The following is an 18,339-nucleotide window of genomic DNA, read 5'->3' as shown; positions in this document are numbered from 1 at the left end:
TCGGAATATAACGCACTCATCAATAGTTCTTTAAATAAATATACAAGTGTAATTAGCGATATAGATCTTACAATCGACTCAAAGCATACTTCTTCCCAGGCAAGCTCATTACAATTCCTTTCAATTCTAAGCCCAACAATAAACTACTCAATAGGTGTACGGGCTTCTTTAATCGAACAGAAAGCACATCAAGTGAAATTTTCTCAAACTCTTTAATGGTCGTCACTATGGTTTTCTCATCTCCCTCAAGTCCTTCAAATAAATTGGTTTGAACACTTTTCTCATTGGATTCTTTTTCCCACTCCATTAAACGAACTAAATCTTTTCCACTGGTGATCAAATGCGCTTTATCGCTGGCAATAAGATGGTTACAACCCATAGAGAAAGGACGCTCAACATTTCCTGGAAAAGCATATACATCTCTATTGTAATCATTGGCTAAAAGAGCAGTAATTAACGACCCCCCTCTTTCACCACTTTCTACAACAATGGTTGCATCAGTCATACCCGCTACTATTCGATTGCGTTGTGGGAAGTTTTCCCTATCAGGTTTGGTGTTTTGTGGAAACTCTGTGAGCACACCACAACCTTCTGTTTCCACCATCTTTTTAGCAAGTTTTTTATGCTGAACAGGGTAGATTCGATCTAAACCATGTCCTAAAACTCCAATAGTAGGAATGCCAAGTTCTAGGCACTTTGTATGCGCATATCCGTCAACACCATAGGCCAAGCCAGATACCACCTGAACATTATACGGTGCAATGGTAGCAAGTAACTCATTGATCAATTGTTTCCCATAACTGGTCATGTTCCGGGTTCCAACTATGGCAATTGACTTCCTCGGATTAAAATCAAAATTTCCACGGTGATACATCAAGACAGGACTATCTCCACACTCTTTGAGTCGTCGGGGATAATGTTGATCCGTAAAGAATGTAGTATCGATCCCATTCTTATGAACAAAATCAACAATTGAAACTGCTTTCTCTAATGCGATATCTCTATTGAGTTCTCTGAAACGTTCTTTTGCAAAACCTGGAATTTCAGTGCGCAAGTTTATAGTAGCATCGAATATATTCTCGACACTTCCGAGATAAGCCAATAGGACTTTAGCGTTTTTGACACCAATGCCCTCCATGAGGGTGAGTGCCACTTGGTGATTAAGGCGGTTGTTTTTCAAAATTTTTATTTTACATTTAGGTTATTCTAAGTTAAAGTAATTTATTCTTAAAATGAAACACAATGCGACTTTTCTTTTCTCAAATGATTCAGTCTACTTTTATTTTAAATAATATCTTTAACCGCGAATTCAAGATAGTGAAGTTGTAGCTTCAAACTCAATGTTGATTCACAATTAGAATACACAAAAAATTTCATCATGAAAAAGCTCGCCATAATTCCAGCAAGATACGCTTCCTCAAGATTCCCAGGGAAACCTTTAATTGACCTCGATGGAAAGTCAATGATTCAGCGTGTGTTTGAAGGTGTTCTTAATTCCAATCAATTTGATGAAGTTGTGGTGGCAACAGATGATGAACGCATTGCAAGTCATGTAAAAACCATTGGCGGTAAAGCCATCATTACAAAAGCATCTCATGAAAGTGGAACGGACCGATGTGGAGAGGTTATCGAAAGCTTCACCGATTTTGATATTGTAGTCAACATTCAAGGTGATGAACCCTTGGTAGATGCTGAACAATTGCGTGTGTTATTAAAAGCATTCGAAGATTCGGCTGTTGAAATTGCTACGCTTGGTTCTCCTAAAATAACCTCCTTGGACATTCAAGATGCGAACAGAATTAAGGTTGTAGTTGATCATCAATCTGATGCTTTATATTTTTCCAGAAGTCCGATTCCTTTCGAACGAAACAAAGAAAACTACCCTTTCTTAAAGCACATTGGCCTTTATGGTTTTCGCACAAAAACCTTAAGCAAATTGGTTCACCTTGCACCTACTCATCTTGAGAAAACTGAAAGTTTAGAACAACTAAGATGGATGTACTATGGGTATAAAATCCGTGTGATTGAAACTCCAATCGAAACGCCTAATATTGACACTCCAGAAGATGTTGAGATCGTTTTAAAGCAATTGAGAGCCCTGTAAGCAATAAACAAAAGGTTAAAATTGATTTCACCGGCTATCTTTCACTAGAAAAATTGTATTTTAAGCGCTTTCAAAAAACAAGCTATCAATCATTTATAATTTTGAAACCAGAATCCTTTCATTTTTCATCGTCGAAGCGAAACTTTAAAATTTAAAATCCGTATATTTGTTATTATGACTCATTTGGATGCTATACTCGGTACTTTACTTTTACGCAACAACTGCGTGATCATCCCTTCCTTTGGAGGGTTTGTAGCAAATAATGTATCTGCTAAAGTTGACGTTAAAAATGGATTAATTACTCCACCAACCAAAGCCCTAAGTTTCAATAAAAACTTGAGCAATAATGATGGTTTAATTGTTCATCACTTGGCCAAGGAAAAGCATATTTCTTTTGATGAAGCTCAGCAGCTTATTGCTTTGGAGGTTCAGCAAATCAAAGCGAGTCTTAAGGAAGAAAAAAGGGTACATTTCCACAATGTTGGATTTTTGTACATCAACAGTGCAGGTAAAATCGCTTTCGAGCAAGACCGTTTCTTCAACTTACTTTTATCCTCATACGGTTTAGGTGCGGTTCAATTTATAACAGAGCAAGAAGAAAGAAAAACAACAAAATCTGCAGTGGTAACTTCTGAGCCTAAATCAACGGAACAGAAAACAAGCATTGAAACACCTTCGCCAGTAGAAAAAGTAATTGGTCAAACCCTTACTGAAGAAACTGAAGCAAAAGAGGAGGTAAAAGAAATTCAACACCCTGCAACAGCAGAGAAGAGTTCAAGAAAACTCATCAGTAAAATAATCAAATACACTGCTGTCGCAGCGTTAGTTCCAGTATTGTTTTATAGTTACTGGATTCCTATGAAAACAGATGTGCTACAATCCGGTGTTGTTTATTTAGAGGATTTCAATCCTTTCAACAAGAATGAAAACTTTAAATACACGCCAGAAGTAAATCCAACTCCTTTAACCATAGATTCTGTTCAACCTTTAAATACACTTTCTTCAATCGTTGAAAACCTAAGCTCGACAACTCCTGTTTTTGCTTACCCTTTAGACGATGATTTATTTGTTCATGTAAAAAGAAAAGTGGTTGCGGATGAAACTGCAGTACTTTCAAATGTGGAAGTTTCTAAACACAAAACGGCTGCTGTTTCTAACAAAAACAAGTACCACGCTATCGTGGGATGTTTCAGCAATGCAGAAAATGCAAGCGAACTTATTGCGGAATTAAAAGCGCAAGGATTTGATGCTTATCAAGTAGATGTTAAAGGAGGATTGCACCGAATTGCCGCAGGAGGTACAAACAAAAGAAACGAAATGAACTCTTTGCGTCAACAACTGAACGATGCCAACCTATCTTCTTGGGTTCTTAAAAAATAACATAATACTCAAAATTAAACTTTTATGAAAAAAATAATCATTGCCTTTGTAGCTATTTCTGCAGGGCTTTTCAGCTATGGACAAAACACAACTAACATCGAAGGATCCTCATATTCCTTCACGAAAATTGCACATTTAGACGCTACCCCTGTATTGTCTCAAGGATATACAGGAACTTGTTGGAGCTTCTCTGCATTGTCGTTTTTTGAATCTGAAATGATTAGAAAAGGAATAAAAAACCCGCCTATTTTATCTCAAATGTATGTTGCACGTAAAGCTTATGAAGGAAAAGCGGAAAATTACATTAGAATGGATGGTAAAGCCAACTTTTCAGAAGGAGGGGCTTTTCATGACATTCCTTATGTTTTTGAAAGATACGGAATAGTACCTAACGAAGTCTACCAAGGATTAAATTACGGTACCGATCGCCACAACCATCAACAAGTGTTTAAAAGTTTAAATGGGTACATGGGTGGAGTTTTAGACTATGTTCAAGGAAAAGGAAGCGCTCCACTATCAAGCGCTTGGAAGTTAGGTCTTAACGGAATTCTTGATGCTTATTTTGGTGAAGACCCAACAAAATTCACCTATGAAGGAAAAGAATATACTCCAAGATCATTTGCTGAGTCTACAAAGTTGAATATGGATGAGTACATTTCTTTAACGTCATTTACTCACTTCCCAATGCACGAAGAAGTTCAATTGATGATTCAAGACAACTGGGCATGGGGAAAAAGCCATAACGTTTCAATGGATGAATTACTCGAAGCTACTGTTCATGCCCTAGAAAATGGATATACTGTTGCATGGGCGTCTGACGTTTCTGAAAAAGGATTTAACTTTGGGAAAGGTTTAGCTATCGTTCCTGAAGATGAAAGCACGATTAAAGTTAAAGGTCGTGACAATTCTAATTTCTCCGATGCTGGAGCAGACAAAGAATCTGATGCTTTCTTAACTCCTGTTAAAGAAATTACGGTTACTCCAGAAATGCGTCAAGAAGGATACGAAAATAAAACAACTACAGATGATCACGGAATGCACATCACAGGTTTATACGAAGAAGCAAACGGAACACGTTATTTCTTAGTGAAAAACTCTTGGGGAACAGGAAACTACCCTCAAGGATACCTTTATGTTTCTGAAAATTACTTCAAATTAAAAACAATCAACGTTTACCTTCATAAGGACGCACTTCCAAAGAAGTTGATGAAAAGTTTAAAGAAATAGGTCGTAAATTTATAAAATCAGATTTATCACATTAATAATGTTTTTCAAGCTAACTTCTCCCCCTCTTAATTCATTCGACAGTTAATGGAGGAAGTAAAAATGATTACTGTAACTCAATAAAAAGATGACAATTACAAAAACATATACGATTTTCTCATTACTTGCTTTGGCACTTTTCTCTTCATGTGCTAATGGTGAAAAAAGAAACGAGAACAAGGAAGTCGTTAACATTGAAAATGATGATTTACGCTATCCTCATGAACTTTTGGAATCCTTCGAGGACAGGCCTTTTATGTTTTACAATGTCGAAAATCTTTTTGATACGATTAATGATCCTGAAACCTTGGATGACGCCTTTCTTCCTGATAGCGAAAAACAATGGACACAGAAAAGATACACTGACAAACTAGAAAAACTGGCCGCTGTCTTAACTCATCCTTCTAAAAACAATCCCTTGTTTGTTGGATTTGCAGAAATAGAAAATCGTTTTGTGGTATTGGACTTAATGAAAACTGGACGTTTGGCGGAAACGAAATACCGTGTTGTCCATCATGACGCTCCAGATGTTAGAGGAATTGACGTTGCTTTGGCCTATGACCACGACAGATTCATGGTTCAATATGAAGAAGCCATTGATTTGTCAATTCCTGAGGAACCAAATTACAAAACACGTGATATTTTATATGTGAAGGGATTGATTAAGGACAGTGTTGACTTACACTTATTTGTAAATCACTGGTCGTCTCGAAGAAAAGGAGCGAAAGAAAGTGAATACAAAAGAATAAACGCCGCAAAGACACTGCTGTATAAAACAGATTCAATTCGCAATGTAAACCCAAACGCTAAAATCATTATTATGGGTGATTTTAACGATTATCCAAATAATAAATCCATTCGTGAAGTTTTGGGTGCTGGTCATTCTGAAAAAGAAGATCATTTTGTCAACTTAACTTTGCCACTACATGAGCAAGGCCTTGGAACTTATAACTACCGTGGTGATTGGGGAATGTTAGATCAATTTATTGTTTCACCGAGTTTAGTCAACCCAGGAAAAGGTTTACAAATTAAAGGCGGTAAGGCTCATATTGTAAATGACGATAAGTTCATGCACTTCTTTGATAGCGGCGACAAAACACCCAACAAGACCTATGGTGGACCAAGATATCTTGGCGGTTATTCAGACCATTTAGCGATTTATGGGTATTTGACGGTGATAAAAAACTAGTTTTATTTTGTACCAGAGGTATCAGCACGTCAGTTCTGCCCTAACCTTGTTTCAGCACGTCAGTTCGAGTGCCTTCGGTGACTGAGCGACAGTCGAAGTCAGCGGAGGTGTATCAGCACGTCAGTTCGAGTACCGAAGCGCAGCGGAGGTGTATCGAGAACCGTGCGGAGTTTGAAAAGCACTTCGTGTTTTACCTCTCTTTGTCTGTTCTCGATACAATTTTATTTCGTTTCTCTACATAAAATCACTTGAACTGACGGGAACAATACAATTTTATTTCGTTTCTCTACATAAAATCACTCGAACTGACGGGAACGATACAAACTTTTCATTAACTTCAGTATATGCAAGAATCATTTTTATACATATTGAGATGTTGTGATGGAAGCTATTACACAGGAATGACAAATAATTTAAATCGTAGACGTTATGAGCATAATTCAGGTTTAAATCCTAAATCTTAAACTTTTTACAAACGACCAATAGAGTTGATGTATTACACCTCTTTTACCAATATCTACGATACCATTAACCGAGAAAAGCAAATAAAAAGTTGGTCGAAAGGCAAAAAAGAGGCTTTAATTGATGGTCGGATAGAGGATCTACCGAATTTAGCTAAAAAAGATTTTGAGAAAAGTAATTACGTCTTTTCGAGTGCCTGCGGTGACTAAGCGATAGTCGAAGTCAACGAAGGTTCATCAGCACGTCAGTTCGAGTGCCGTAACAAAGTGAAGGTGTATCGAGAACCGTGCGGTGATTAAATCCAATCCTCCTTATAAAGCATCATTACAAAACATAAACAAGCAAAGCATAAACGATGATCCAACCATCAATGATTCCAGAATAATACATTTCGTGGCGTTCGGTTCGACTACCAATAATTAGGATTGCTAAAACCAAATAACAAAGATAAAACCACCAAAAACTAATCACCGTTGGGAAGGAACAGTACAAACTCAAGGCACTTAAAATCAAAAATAATAGTGCAATAATCTTCGCTCCTTTCACACCTAAAATTTGCGGAATGGTGGATTTGTGTTTTCCATCATAGACCAAATCCCGGATATCAAAAGGAACTGTTGCTGCGAGAATAAAGAAGAAGATGGACAATCCTAAACCCATTGGGAAATCCGTCGTTTCTGCAATTCGCATATACGGCCAATAAACAGAAACAAGCACCCATTGTACTGCAATTAGATAAATCTTAGCATAAGGAATATCGCGCAGTGCCATAGACTTCGGATGAATTTTCATGGCGTAAAGCACACCTATCACAGCACTAAAAGCGAGAAACCAAAAGTCGATATTCCAACCTAAAACTGCGAAATAGATCGCCACCGATCCAATAATTCCAATTAAAGCTAGCATTTTAATCAAAAAAGTGTGATTTTCTAACCAAACATGCCGTTCAGAAGATTTAATTTTTATTTCTCCCAAACGAAGAATGCGTTGAATGTTATAAATGAAAAGGGTAGCAAAAAACACGGTAAAGCCAATTCCAACATCATGCGGATTTCCCAATTTTACAGCGCAAGCATAGGCCAAAGATCCAGCTGAAATACTGATTAAAATGTTGCTGTATATTAGATATTGAAGTAAACGCATAATTAGTTTGTAAAATTACGGGAACCGAGCTTGCGAGCTCAACGAAGTTAATAATTTGGTTCAACTACAATAATGTTTTAGGCCATTACTTTTATCGAGATAAATCCTTATATTTGAGAGCTAACTTTCACAACTACCTACATTTTGATGAAACAAACCCACTTTACCTCAATAATACATTAGCATAAATTATGATCACAGGAGAATTAAAATCACAAGTTGATAAAATATGGGAAGCTTTCTGGACTGGAGGAGTTTCCAATCCGATGACTGTTATTGAGCAGTTTACTTACTTGCTCTTTATTCGTCGATTGGATGAAAGACAATTGCTAGAGGAAAAGAAAGCCAACATGATTGGCGGTGAAGTTAAAAACGCTTTTTTTACGAAAGAACAGCGTGAACTGCGTTGGAATTATTTCAAGAATTTGGAATCTGAAACCATGTTCAATCTTTTCACTAAAACGACAGAAGATAGACCGCTTACCGTTTTTGATCACATGAAAGAACTCGGTGCAAAAGCAGGTGTGTTTGCGCAGTACATGAAAGGGGCAACTTTTATGATTCCAACACCAAAACTGTTGGACCAAGTGGTGCAAATGATTGATAAAATCAAAATGGATGACCGCGATACCAAAGGAGATTTATACGAATATTTACTTTCTAAAATTGCTTCTGCAGGAACAAACGGACAATTTCGTACACCTCGTCATGTCATTCGTATGATGGTAGATATGGTACAACCCAAAAAAGACGATGTAATTTGTGATCCTTCTTGTGGAACTGCTGGATTCTTGGTTTCTACGGGAGAATATTTGTATGAAAATCATGATGATTGGTTTATGGACCAAAATTTTCGTGACCATTTCAATAATAAAATGTTTAACGGATTAGAATTCGACAATACCATGTTGCGAATTGGTGCGATGAACTTACAATTGCACGGAATTGAAAATCCTGAATTGATTGGCGTTGATGCACTCAGCGAAGCCAATAAAATCACCGAAAAGTATTCTTTGATTCTAGCCAATCCTCCTTTTAAAGGCAGTTTAGACTACGACGGTGTAGAACCTTCATTATTGAGCGTAGCCAAAACCAAAAAGACAGAATTGCTCTTTTTGAGTTTAATGCTAAGAATGCTGAAAACAGGTGGAAGAGCAGCGGTTATCGTTCCAGATGGAGTGTTATTTGGAAGTTCAAAGGCCCACAAAGCCATTCGTCAGGAAATAATTGAACAACACAAATTAGACGCAGTAATTTCCATGCCTAGTGGAGTATTTAAACCGTATGCAGGAGTAAGCACCGCAGTACTTTTCTTTACCAAAACCAATTCTGGAGGAACAGACAATGTTTGGTTTTACGACATGGAAGCCGATGGCTACAGTTTAGACGATAAAAGAGCAGAAATAAAGAACAACGATATTCCTGACATTATAGCTCGTTTCAGAGCACTTCCCCCTTCGGAGGGGGATAAAGGGGGAGGAACTGAACAAAAGCGTAGCCGCACCGACAAATCCTTCCTCGTTCCTTTCGACGAAATAAAGGCCAACGATTGGGATTTATCCATCAACCGTTACAAGGAAATTGTGTACGAAGAAATTGAATACGCACCACCTGCAGAAATCATTGCAGACATCAAGCAATTGGATAAGGAAAGAACTGAGGCATTGAAAGAATTAGAAAATTTGTTGGGATGATGGAAGTTGTGAAATTTAAAGAAATAGCAGAGATAATAACTGGTTCAACACCCTCTACGAAAAATTCAAACTTCTATGACGGTATGTACCTTTTTGTTTCACCAGCAGATCTTGGCTCTAATAAGTGGATTAATAAAAGCAAAAAACATTTGTCTCAATCTGGTTTTGAAGTATCAAGGGTGATACCTAAAAATGCGACATTACTCTGCTGTATCGGTGCAACAATTGGCAAGGTAGGAATTGCAGGGACTGATCTAACTACAAATCAGCAAATCAATAGTATAGTTTTTGATAAGAATAAAGTGGATCCAGAATATGGATATTATTACTGTACAACTCTTAAAGAAACCTTAATAAGTAAAAGTCATTCAACTACATTACCCATAATAAGCAAAGGAAAACTTTCTGAATTAAAAATCCCTCTCCCTCCTCTCCCCACACAAAAAAAGATTGCCGCAATACTTGATGCCGCAGATGCTTACCGTCAAAAAACAAAGGCACTCATTGAGAAATACGATGAATTAACGCAAAGTTTGTTTTTGGATATGTTTGGGGATCCTGTGGTGAATGAGAAGGGATGGGAGAAGAAGCCGATGGGAGAATTGATGAAAATTGTTCGTGGTGGCTCACCAAGACCTATTGACAAATTCTTAGGAGGTAAATATCCATGGATTAAAATTGGTGATGCGACTAAAGGTGATGACATATATTTAGAGAAAACTAAACAGCATATAATTGAAGAAGGCTTAAAAAAGACTCGCTTGTTACCTAAAGGAAGTTTAATTTTTGCAAATTGTGGTGTAAGTTTAGGATTTGCTAGAATTATACAATTTGAAGGATGCATCCATGATGGTTGGTTAGCATTTTCTGAATTAGATGACACTGTATTAAATGAGCTTTTTTTATTAAAGGCACTAAACTCAATTACGAGATATTTTAGAGAAACAGCTCCAGATGGAACTCAGCCTAATTTAAATTCTTCGATTATGAAAAGTTTCAATATAATTCTTCCACCTATAGAGTTACAAAACAAATTTGAGGTCAGTTTAAAAGTAATAATTAAACAAAAAGCACAAGCCCAAGAGAGTTTAGAAAAAGCGGAGGAATTGTTTAATAGTTTGTTGGGAAGGGCATTTAAAGGGGAGTTGAAAGTTTAGTAAATATTGATTAATATGAAGTCTAAAGACATCCTAGAAATAGAAAAAATTGCAGCTATTGGAGAGGAGATAGAAGCTTCCTTTAAATTTATTAAAGAAGGTATAAAGACACTTGACAATCAAACTTCTCCTACTTCAAGTAACCATGTCTCTTTACAATTGTTGTCTTCTGGCTTCGAAAGATTAGTCAAAATATTACTTCTACTCAAAGAGAAACATCTTACAGGGGAGTTTCCACAAACAGAAGGAAAAAAGAATTATTTCGGTCAATTTGATAATGGTCATGGGATTAAGAAAATGGTAGAAAATCTTGTTTCTTATTCAGAAGGAGTTGAGGTAATGAATAAAACACCAATGGTACTTGAAGATTTAGATTATCTAAAAAATGATACCCGTTTTAATACATTTCTTGAAGTAATTACTGATTTCTCAAAATTTCAGCGCTATTACTATATCGATACAATTGTAAAAAAAGAGAAACAAGAAAATAACTCTTTTGAAAAATTCAAATCTTTAATCTTTTCCTATTCTGATGATATTGATGTCTCAAAATTAACATATGACGAAGAAGATAGGTTTGTAATTAATTCTACAATAATAACTATTGAAAAAGGCGTTAGAGCTATTTCGCGCTTTTTTACACACGGTCTTGGACAAGAAGGTCAGAGACACTTTGGAGATTTCGCAAAATTTATATTGTTAAAAGATGAAGATTTGGGTGTAAAAAAATATCTAATCCCTAAAATAAACCCTCAAAAAGAATATACGCCTTGGCGAAGTAACGAAATGAAATATTTCAAGATTAAACTTCTCGCTAAATCAAAAATTATAAATTCTTCAGAACATGAATCTTGGCCTTTCTTGGTAGATAATGTGAAAGTAATGAATTACAAGAACGGGAGATATTGTTTGATTAAAATTGGAAAAGAGATTTTCGCTTTAAACGGAAAAGCAATTGGTGAATTTAAATTACCAAGATACCATGTCTCGAAACTAGTAAAACCAAGAGCAACGGAAAATTATTTACTTGATATTGCTCTAAAACTTTGAGTTAGCATACCACACAACTAAAAACACCATGAAAACACACCTCAAAACCTCCCTCTTATTCATTCTCAACATCACCTTAATTTTCAGTCAAGAAAACACAATTGAGGAAATCTATAAATTGAATGGAAATGTAAAGTCCGTTCGGTATGATTCGTATTTGGCTGAGAAAACAACAGAAGGGTATGAAATCATTGAAAAAGGTTGGGAAGATGTAGAGAAAGCGGACAAATTTATTGAATTCAATAAAAATGGGAAGATCATTAAGATTTCATTCTACGATAAAGCTGCAAAATTAGAAAGAGAACATGAATACATTTACAAAGACAGTAATCTGATTCAATCGGCCACAAAATACCATAAATCAACCTATGTTTATGATAGTTTAGACAGGGTGATCAAGGCTAAGATATTTGATAGAGCACCAGAAGAGATAAAATCAACGAATATTAATGAATTAGCCAAGAAAGAAAAGATTTTAGTGAAGTATGAATATGATGAGCATGGAAATTTAAAGTATCGCATTGCGAACAACATGAAGGATGGACATAGTTCGAAAACAAGTTATACTTACAATAAAAAAGGCCTTCTCCAAAAAGAGGAAACAACAATAGATGATTATAAAGAATGGTATTGGTATGAATATGACACAAATGGTAGGATCATCAATAAAAAATGGATGGACAATGTGGATGGATTAATTGAAAATGAAATTCATCAATATTCCGATAATGAACTTGTGTTTACACTTTGGGAAAACTATTTTGAAGGAGAATTAGAAGGCAAAATAACCTATGAATATAAGAATGGTGTTGAAGTTGAGATTAATGAATATGATATGGAAGACCAAACTCAGATTACTTGGAAATACGATTATGAATTTGATGCACAGAACAACTGGATTAAAAAGATAGTGCATACTTACAAAGGTGAGTACTTTATTGTAAATAGGGAAATTGAGTATTTTGGTGATGGAGGGGAGTAACTAATAGAGATAAAATATTGTTAGTCAAATTTATGTTAAGTTTTTTCGTTATATTTATATAAGTACAATCGTTAAATAAACACAAAGAAGATTAACTTATAAGTGAATTTTCTTGGAATTAACTTAAAAGTGAATACATTTGCAACCATCATAACCGCTAAATCGTTTAATAAGGTAACTTATTATACGGTAAAATTCGAAAACGAGGATTATTCTGAATTTGAGAAGTTTATTATTAAGCATAAGAGTTTAAAAGAAGTTCACAATGAGTACAATGATTTAATGTCACTAATTAAAAGATTAGGAAATGAAATTGGAGCACTTGAGCGTTATTTTTCAAGAAAAGAACGAAAAGCAGAAGCACTTCCTCCAGAATGGAATAAACTAAAATCACATGAAAGAAAACTACATGTCAAATATCATCACAACCTTCGTTTGTATTGTATGCGCATAAGCGATGAAGTTGTGTTTTTGTTTAATGGTGGGGTAAAAACATCAGGTAGAATCACAGCAGAAGAATGTAAGGTAGTTCGTCAATACTTTAGAATGGCAAACAAACTTGCTTCATGCATTGAGGAAGCGATGAAAGACAAAGAACTAAGCTTTCATGGAAAAAAAATAGAAATAGAAGAAGATTACGAATTAATACTTTGAAGAATGAGCGATTTAATCACAAATGCATTTAATGAGATTGATCCTAGAAACGAAAAGTTTATAGAGAAAAACACAGATATAGTAGAGGAGATTTATGCCTTAATGGAACAACATGGAGTCAACTCTCAAAAAGAACTGGCTAAATTGCTAGGGAAAAAAGAGTCAGAAGTGAGTAAACTTTTAACAGGTGTTCAAAATATGACCTTGCGTTCGATTACGAATTTGGAAGTTGCGCTGGGAACAGATATCATTATGACGGCATCTAAGGCAAAAGAAAAATTTGAGAAAACAAATTACATGATTTGTTTTAAACAAGTTCAGACGGTTTCAAATAATGAAATTCCTGCTACTAATAATCATTTTCAAATGGAGAAGATGAATAATTTTAAACAAAAAATAGCTTGATGAAAGCAAAAGTTGATGCTAAGAAAATAAATTTACTCTTTGTAAAGACTCTAAAGTCGAACATTGAGGTAGGTTCTAATTTTATTAAAAAAGAAGGTCAAGAATATCATCTATCACTTGGCCAAGAATCTGGTTTAAATCTCGATGAAAAAAAAGTAGCTTTTACACTTAAAGTTTTAATTGAGTTCCCTAATTCAATTAAAGACGCAAAAGCACAAGCTGAATTTGTGCTGCAGTTTTTATTTGAAGTAAAAAACCTAGATGAATTAGCTAAAGTAGAGGATGATGGGGCAATCACAGTTTCAGGAGAACTATCATTAACTTTAGCTGGCATAGCCTATTCAACAGCTAGAGGTATAATACTCAATACAACAGAACAAAGTACAATTCGAGGTATTTTACTTCCTGTAATTAGTCCAGCAAAACTATTCACTGAAGGAAAAATTCAACTTTAGGAATTATTATTTGACTGATTTAGAAATCACATTTTCTATCGCATATAAAATCAAGTCTAAAATGAAAACGTATTATTCCATAGTGTCCATTGCAACAAATTCAATATTGAATGAAAAATCCAACATTGGATTGCTTTGCGTTACTCCAGAGAATACTTTCTTTCATTTTTCTGAAGTGAAGTTTAACATTATTGCGAAGTTACTTTCCAAGAATGGAAAAAAGTTAGCTTTATCTGCTATACAAGGAATGGCAGAGCAGATTAATCGCAGACCTCAAGAAGAGGGTGATTTTTCCAATGAAAAACAAGAAAAGCTATCTGCTGTTTCTGAATCCTACATTTCGTATCTGAGCAGATACAACAATAACTTAGTTCAATACTCTTCACCAGTTACCATTGATGTAGAAGTGAATGGTGAGGTCTTTAAAACTTTGTTTAGAAAGTACATTTATGGAAAAGAAGCTTTTGAATAGTCCTTTTGATTCCATTTCTATAGATGTAGCCGAAAGAATTATCACCTACCGGAAAAAAGGCCTTCCTCCAATTGAAGAGGAGGTCATTCATCACTAATTAGATCTGTCAATTCTCCAAAAGTGGTTTCATCCACTTTAATATATTAACCTTTTATTAGAATTTAAAATTACTACCTAACTATAAAGCCGTTGAAACGGCTAATCTTCCAGGATTTGATTCCATTGAATGTGGGATAAATCCCACATCAATAGAATCTATTTAAAAACTAATCGCGGAGAGCATTATCAAGCATCAAAAATTTAGAGGGTGTAAATGATCCCACAATTTGACGATATCCTCAACCCATCCTCTCCAATCATAATTATAATTTTACTATATTTGTATCAATATGCTTTCCCCGCTTCCCACAGAACAGCGCGCTCAGGGAAAGCCTTGTTTTTTACAACTACGTGAATGACCAATTTCCACTTTCTCCAAGAATGGCCTGAGATACAACAGGAATGCACAAATGCGGAAGCGCATGTGTATAAGCAACCACGTTTCTCGGCAATCCTTTGTCGTAGTGCGTTGGAGAAGATGGTGCATTGGATTTATGAAAACGATAGTAATCTTGAATTACCTTATGATACAAAGCTCAGTTCGCTAATTCATGAATATGAGTTTTCGGCAAATATAGGAGATGCCTTATTTCGTCAAATTAATCTTATTCGCAAGATTGGAAACTCGGGCGCACATGGTAAAAAAGTAAGTCCTTATAGCGCAACAATTGCCATAAAAGCCTTGCATTCTTTCGCTGCTTATCTTTCTCAATATTATGGAGAAGAAATCCATACCATTGATTTATTTGATGAGTCTCTACTCAAACAGGAAAGCGAAGAAAAGTTACTTAAACAACAATTAGAGCTTTTACAAAAACAACTAGAAGCCCAAGAAGACGCCTTCCGCAAGGAACAGCGTGCATTGAAAGAGAAAATCAATGATTCTGAGGAGGAAAAGGAAAAGCTAAAAGCAGCACAGCAAAAACCAACACAACGCCGTGAGGAACGTCAGAAGAATTTAGAACTCAACAAAGCGATTCCAGCGAACATTCCAGAAAGTGTTACACGCAAAGTGTATATCGATATACTGCTCAAAGAAGCGGGTTGGGATAATTTGCGTGAAGGTTACGAACTAGAATACGAAGTAACAGGCATGCCCAAGAACATTAATCGAAGTGGTTTAGGCTACGTAGATTATGTCTTGTGGGGCGATGACGGTTTGCCTCTTGCTGTTGTTGAAGCGAAGAAAACCATGATTGGAGCAGATAAAGGTCGTCAACAGGCGGTTTTATATGCTGATTGTTTGGAACAAATGCATGGACAACGACCGGTAATATTTTACACCAATGGTTTTGAATCCTATTTATGGGACGATGCTTTTTGGACACCACGCTCAATTGATGGTTTTTACACCAAAGACGAATTACAATTGATGATAGACCGCCGTTCTTCACGAAAAGATTTGCGTCAGTTTCAAATTGATCCAGATATTGCCGGAAGACCTTATCAAATTGAAGCCGTTCAGAGAATTGCAGAGCGTTTTTGTGGAGAAGTAAACGGAACAATAAAAGGCCGTTACAGAAGAGGATTGTTGGTTATGGCCACAGGTTCGGGAAAAACAAGAACTGCGGCTTCAATCATAGATATGTTAACCAAATGCAATTGGGCCAAGCGTATTTTGTTTTTAGCCGACCGAAATGCATTGGTTACCCAAGCAAAGAAATCGATCAGTACCAATTTACCGCATTTATCAAGCATTGATCTCACCAAGGAAAAAGAAGACAACGGAACACGTATGGTGTTTTCTACTTATCCGACCATAATGAACAAAATTGATAGCGTAAAATCGGATGATGAACGATTTTACGGAGTTGGTCATTTTGACGTGATTTTTATCGATGAGGCTCACCGTTCCGTTTATCAAAAATACAAAGCTATTTTCGATTATTTCGATGCCATGGTTGTGGGTTTAACGGCTACACCGAAAAAAGATGTTGATCATAATACGTATGAATTATTTGACATTGAAGACGATAATCCAACTTTCGCTTATGAATTGAATCAAGCGGTTAATGATAAATATCTGGTGCCACCAAAAGCAGCATCTGTGCCGTTGAAGTTTATGCGTGAAGGAATTAAATATAAAGATTTAACACCTGCTGAGCAAAAGGAATACGAAGAGAAGTTTGGAGACCCTACAGACAGTCAAATCGATGAAATAGGGAGTGACGCCCTATATAAATGGCTATTCAACACCAATACGGTTGACAAAGTGCTAGATCATTTGATGTCTAACGGCATTAAAGTAGAAGGAGGTGATAAAATTGGAAAAACAATCATATTTGCTAAAAATCATAATCATGCTGTATTCATAGAAGAACGGTTTAACAAAAATTATCCAGAATTTGGAGGAAATCTTTTACGTGTCATTGATAATTACGAACCAAAAGCCCAAGATTTATTAGACAGATTTTGTAATGATATCAAGGAAGAAGATCCTCAAATTGCTGTTTCAGTGGATATGATGGATACCGGAGTAGATGCGCCACGTGTGGTAAATCTTGTTTTCTTTAAACCTGTAAAATCTGCCTCTAAATTTTGGCAAATGATAGGTCGTGGGACACGCTTGCGTCCTGATTTATTTGGTCCTGGCGAGCACAAAACTGAATTTCTTATTTTCGATTTCTGTGAGAATTTCGAGTTCTTCGATGAGCATCCAGATGGAATAGAAACCAGAGCATCAAAACCTGTTTCTCAGAAAATATTTGAAGCCAAATTAGAAGTTGCTCAATTAATTGACGAAGCAGCGAACGCCACCGAAGAAGATAAGCAATTACGTATTCAGTATTTAGATGAATTGCACAATTCTATAGCAACACTTGTTCAAGAAAGGTTTGTGGTAAGAAAAGAACTGCGAAAGGTAAATGAATATACGGACAGAGAACGTTGGAATCAATTGACAAAAGGAGACGTAATTGACATTTGTTCACATTTATCACATTTACCTGAACCAGAAGGCAATGATGAATTAGCCAGGCGCTTTGATTTACTGGCTTTGACTATTCAATTGTGTATGCTCACAAATTCTGATGATACGAAATACATCAATCGTGTGGTAAATGTAGCCACAGGATTAAGTAAACTATCGAACGTTCCTGTCGTGAATTTACAAATGCCATTAATTGAGAGTCTTCAAACAGAAGTGTATTGGATTAATAAATCGCTGCATCGTGTTGAAGAAATGCGCAGTGCACTTAGAGATTTAGTAAAATATATTGAATACGAAAAAATAGAAAACGTTTATACTTCCTTTGAAGACGAAATCGACACCTCAAATATTGAAGTGAGGGACGTTGTTCCGCAGTATCAAAACATGCAGAGCTACAAAGACAGAGTAGCAAAGTATCTTCGTGAAAACAAAGATCATTTGGTGATTCATAAAATCACTCATAATGTACCGATTACCAAAAAGGAATTGCTACAATTGGAAAACCTATTGTTTGATAACGAAAACATTGGTACAAGAGAAGAATACGAGTCAAATTATGGAAATCAACCTTTGGGCACTTTCATACGCAGCATCCTAGGAATGAATATTGAAGCAGCCAATGCCGTCTTTGCAGAATTCATAAATTCAACAACCCTTTCTGCGAATCAAATGACTTTTATCAATAAAATCGTTCAATTTCTTACAAAAAATGGACGTATTGATAAACACATGCTCTTCGAACCGCCATTTACAGAACAACATCAAGATGGAATTATTGGAATTTTCGATGATGCGCAAGCCACTAAGATTATTTCTATTGTTCAAAAAGTAAATGAATACACTGGTGATGGAACTGGGTAATGTTCTTAACAAAAAGAAAATGTTTCCCAAAATTCGCAAT

At 35.8% G+C, this 18,339-nt stretch carries 16 protein-coding genes; 14 read left to right on the top strand and 2 right to left on the bottom strand.

Annotation, left to right across the window (positions count from 1 at the left end; genetic code table 11):
• Window positions 1-67: 67 nt before the first annotated feature.
• On the bottom strand, window positions 68-1,180 hold the full coding sequence (gene dprA, locus ACN0U3_RS02950) for a DNA-processing protein DprA (protein WP_417265074.1): 1,113 nt from the start codon (window positions 1,178-1,180) through the stop codon (window positions 68-70).
• A 198-nt stretch (window positions 1,181-1,378) separates the two neighbouring features.
• Here dprA and kdsB point away from each other — a divergent pair, with 198 nt between their 5' ends.
• From kdsB to ACN0U3_RS02925, 5 genes are all read left to right on the top strand, one after another.
• Complete coding sequence (kdsB, locus tag ACN0U3_RS02945; protein ID WP_299206408.1) at window positions 1,379-2,104, top strand: 3-deoxy-manno-octulosonate cytidylyltransferase; 726 nt, start codon at window positions 1,379-1,381, stop codon at window positions 2,102-2,104.
• 174 nt (window positions 2,105-2,278) lie between these two features.
• Complete coding sequence (locus ACN0U3_RS02940; protein ID WP_299206406.1) at window positions 2,279-3,484, top strand: SPOR domain-containing protein; 1,206 nt, start codon at window positions 2,279-2,281, stop codon at window positions 3,482-3,484.
• Between the two features lie 24 nt (window positions 3,485-3,508).
• Window positions 3,509-4,711, top strand: coding sequence for an aminopeptidase C (locus tag ACN0U3_RS02935; protein WP_299206404.1), 1,203 nt, complete (start codon window positions 3,509-3,511; stop codon window positions 4,709-4,711).
• A gap of 124 nt (window positions 4,712-4,835) precedes the next feature.
• Window positions 4,836-5,936: an endonuclease gene (locus tag ACN0U3_RS02930; RefSeq protein WP_417265073.1), complete on the top strand. Its 1,101-nt coding sequence runs from the start codon at window positions 4,836-4,838 to the stop codon at window positions 5,934-5,936.
• Between the two features lie 344 nt (window positions 5,937-6,280).
• On the top strand, window positions 6,281-6,400 hold the full coding sequence (locus ACN0U3_RS02925; protein ID WP_417265072.1) for a GIY-YIG nuclease family protein: 120 nt from the start codon (window positions 6,281-6,283) through the stop codon (window positions 6,398-6,400).
• Window positions 6,401-6,722: 322 nt separating this feature from the next.
• Here ACN0U3_RS02925 and ACN0U3_RS02920 read toward each other — a convergent pair whose 3' ends face one another.
• Window positions 6,723-7,541, bottom strand: coding sequence for a hypothetical protein (locus ACN0U3_RS02920; protein ID WP_417265071.1), 819 nt, complete (start codon window positions 7,539-7,541; stop codon window positions 6,723-6,725).
• 191 nt (window positions 7,542-7,732) lie between these two features.
• On the opposite strand from ACN0U3_RS02920, the gene ACN0U3_RS02915 reads away from it, so the two are divergent.
• The 9 genes from ACN0U3_RS02915 to ACN0U3_RS02875 all read left to right on the top strand — a co-directional run bounded on the left by ACN0U3_RS02915 (window position 7,733) and on the right by ACN0U3_RS02875 (window position 18,299).
• Window positions 7,733-9,235: a type I restriction-modification system subunit M gene (locus ACN0U3_RS02915; protein ID WP_417265070.1), complete on the top strand. Its 1,503-nt coding sequence runs from the start codon at window positions 7,733-7,735 to the stop codon at window positions 9,233-9,235.
• Window positions 9,232-10,392 carry a restriction endonuclease subunit S gene (locus ACN0U3_RS02910; protein ID WP_417265069.1) on the top strand — a complete coding sequence of 387 codons (1,161 nt, stop codon included), beginning with the start codon at window positions 9,232-9,234 and terminating at the stop codon, window positions 10,390-10,392. The genes ACN0U3_RS02915 and ACN0U3_RS02910 overlap by 4 nt, the downstream gene beginning before the upstream one ends.
• A 15-nt stretch (window positions 10,393-10,407) precedes the next feature.
• Window positions 10,408-11,442: a hypothetical protein gene (locus ACN0U3_RS02905; RefSeq protein WP_417265068.1), complete on the top strand. Its 1,035-nt coding sequence runs from the start codon at window positions 10,408-10,410 to the stop codon at window positions 11,440-11,442.
• A gap of 28 nt (window positions 11,443-11,470) precedes the next feature.
• Window positions 11,471-12,424: a hypothetical protein gene (locus ACN0U3_RS02900; protein ID WP_417265067.1), complete on the top strand. Its 954-nt coding sequence runs from the start codon at window positions 11,471-11,473 to the stop codon at window positions 12,422-12,424.
• A 129-nt stretch (window positions 12,425-12,553) separates the two neighbouring features.
• Entirely contained in the window at window positions 12,554-13,078 is a 525-nt protein-coding gene (locus ACN0U3_RS02895) for a hypothetical protein (RefSeq protein ID WP_417265066.1), read from the top strand.
• Between the two features lie 3 nt (window positions 13,079-13,081).
• Window positions 13,082-13,483 (top strand): helix-turn-helix domain-containing protein, encoded by a 402-nt coding sequence (locus tag ACN0U3_RS02890; protein ID WP_417265065.1) that lies wholly within the window; start codon window positions 13,082-13,084, stop codon window positions 13,481-13,483.
• Window positions 13,483-13,938 (top strand): hypothetical protein, encoded by a 456-nt coding sequence (locus ACN0U3_RS02885; RefSeq protein WP_417265064.1) that lies wholly within the window; start codon window positions 13,483-13,485, stop codon window positions 13,936-13,938. Before ACN0U3_RS02890 ends, ACN0U3_RS02885 begins: the two co-directional genes overlap by 1 nt.
• A 61-nt stretch (window positions 13,939-13,999) precedes the next feature.
• Window positions 14,000-14,410, top strand: coding sequence for a hypothetical protein (locus tag ACN0U3_RS02880; protein ID WP_417265063.1), 411 nt, complete (start codon window positions 14,000-14,002; stop codon window positions 14,408-14,410).
• Window positions 14,411-14,864: 454 nt separating this feature from the next.
• On the top strand, window positions 14,865-18,299 hold the full coding sequence (locus ACN0U3_RS02875; RefSeq protein WP_417265062.1) for a DEAD/DEAH box helicase family protein: 3,435 nt from the start codon (window positions 14,865-14,867) through the stop codon (window positions 18,297-18,299).
• Window positions 18,300-18,339: the final 40 nt, after the last annotated feature.

Origin of the sequence: Brumimicrobium sp. (genome assembly GCF_048268645.1) — a bacterium.
Taxonomy (GTDB): Bacteria; Bacteroidota; Bacteroidia; order Flavobacteriales_D; family Crocinitomicaceae; genus Brumimicrobium; species Brumimicrobium ulvae.
Note: the sequence above shows the minus strand (reverse complement) of the source record. Positions and strands in the feature narration are given on the sequence as shown.

Excerpts from the sequence above, each read along its gene's own strand:
- ACN0U3_RS02875 (WP_417265062.1), top strand. The coding sequence starts at position 14,865 with ATGACCAATTTCCACTTTCTCCAAGAATGGCCTGAGATACAACAGGAA.
- ACN0U3_RS02880 (WP_417265063.1), top strand. The coding sequence starts at position 14,000 with ATGAAAACGTATTATTCCATAGTGTCCATTGCAACAAATTCAATATTG.
- ACN0U3_RS02890 (WP_417265065.1), top strand. The coding sequence starts at position 13,082 with ATGAGCGATTTAATCACAAATGCATTTAATGAGATTGATCCTAGAAAC.
- ACN0U3_RS02915 (WP_417265070.1), top strand. The coding sequence starts at position 7,733 with ATGATCACAGGAGAATTAAAATCACAAGTTGATAAAATATGGGAAGCT.
- ACN0U3_RS02900 (WP_417265067.1), top strand. The coding sequence starts at position 11,471 with ATGAAAACACACCTCAAAACCTCCCTCTTATTCATTCTCAACATCACC.
- ACN0U3_RS02905 (WP_417265068.1), top strand. The coding sequence starts at position 10,408 with ATGAAGTCTAAAGACATCCTAGAAATAGAAAAAATTGCAGCTATTGGA.
- ACN0U3_RS02940 (WP_299206406.1), top strand. The coding sequence starts at position 2,279 with ATGACTCATTTGGATGCTATACTCGGTACTTTACTTTTACGCAACAAC.
- ACN0U3_RS02925 (WP_417265072.1), top strand. The coding sequence starts at position 6,281 with ATGCAAGAATCATTTTTATACATATTGAGATGTTGTGATGGAAGCTAT.
- ACN0U3_RS02935 (WP_299206404.1), top strand. The coding sequence starts at position 3,509 with ATGAAAAAAATAATCATTGCCTTTGTAGCTATTTCTGCAGGGCTTTTC.
- kdsB (WP_299206408.1), top strand. The coding sequence starts at position 1,379 with ATGAAAAAGCTCGCCATAATTCCAGCAAGATACGCTTCCTCAAGATTC.
- ACN0U3_RS02930 (WP_417265073.1), top strand. The coding sequence starts at position 4,836 with ATGACAATTACAAAAACATATACGATTTTCTCATTACTTGCTTTGGCA.
- ACN0U3_RS02920 (WP_417265071.1), bottom strand. The coding sequence starts at position 7,541 with ATGCGTTTACTTCAATATCTAATATACAGCAACATTTTAATCAGTATT.
- ACN0U3_RS02910 (WP_417265069.1), top strand. The coding sequence starts at position 9,232 with ATGATGGAAGTTGTGAAATTTAAAGAAATAGCAGAGATAATAACTGGT.
- ACN0U3_RS02885 (WP_417265064.1), top strand. The coding sequence starts at position 13,483 with ATGAAAGCAAAAGTTGATGCTAAGAAAATAAATTTACTCTTTGTAAAG.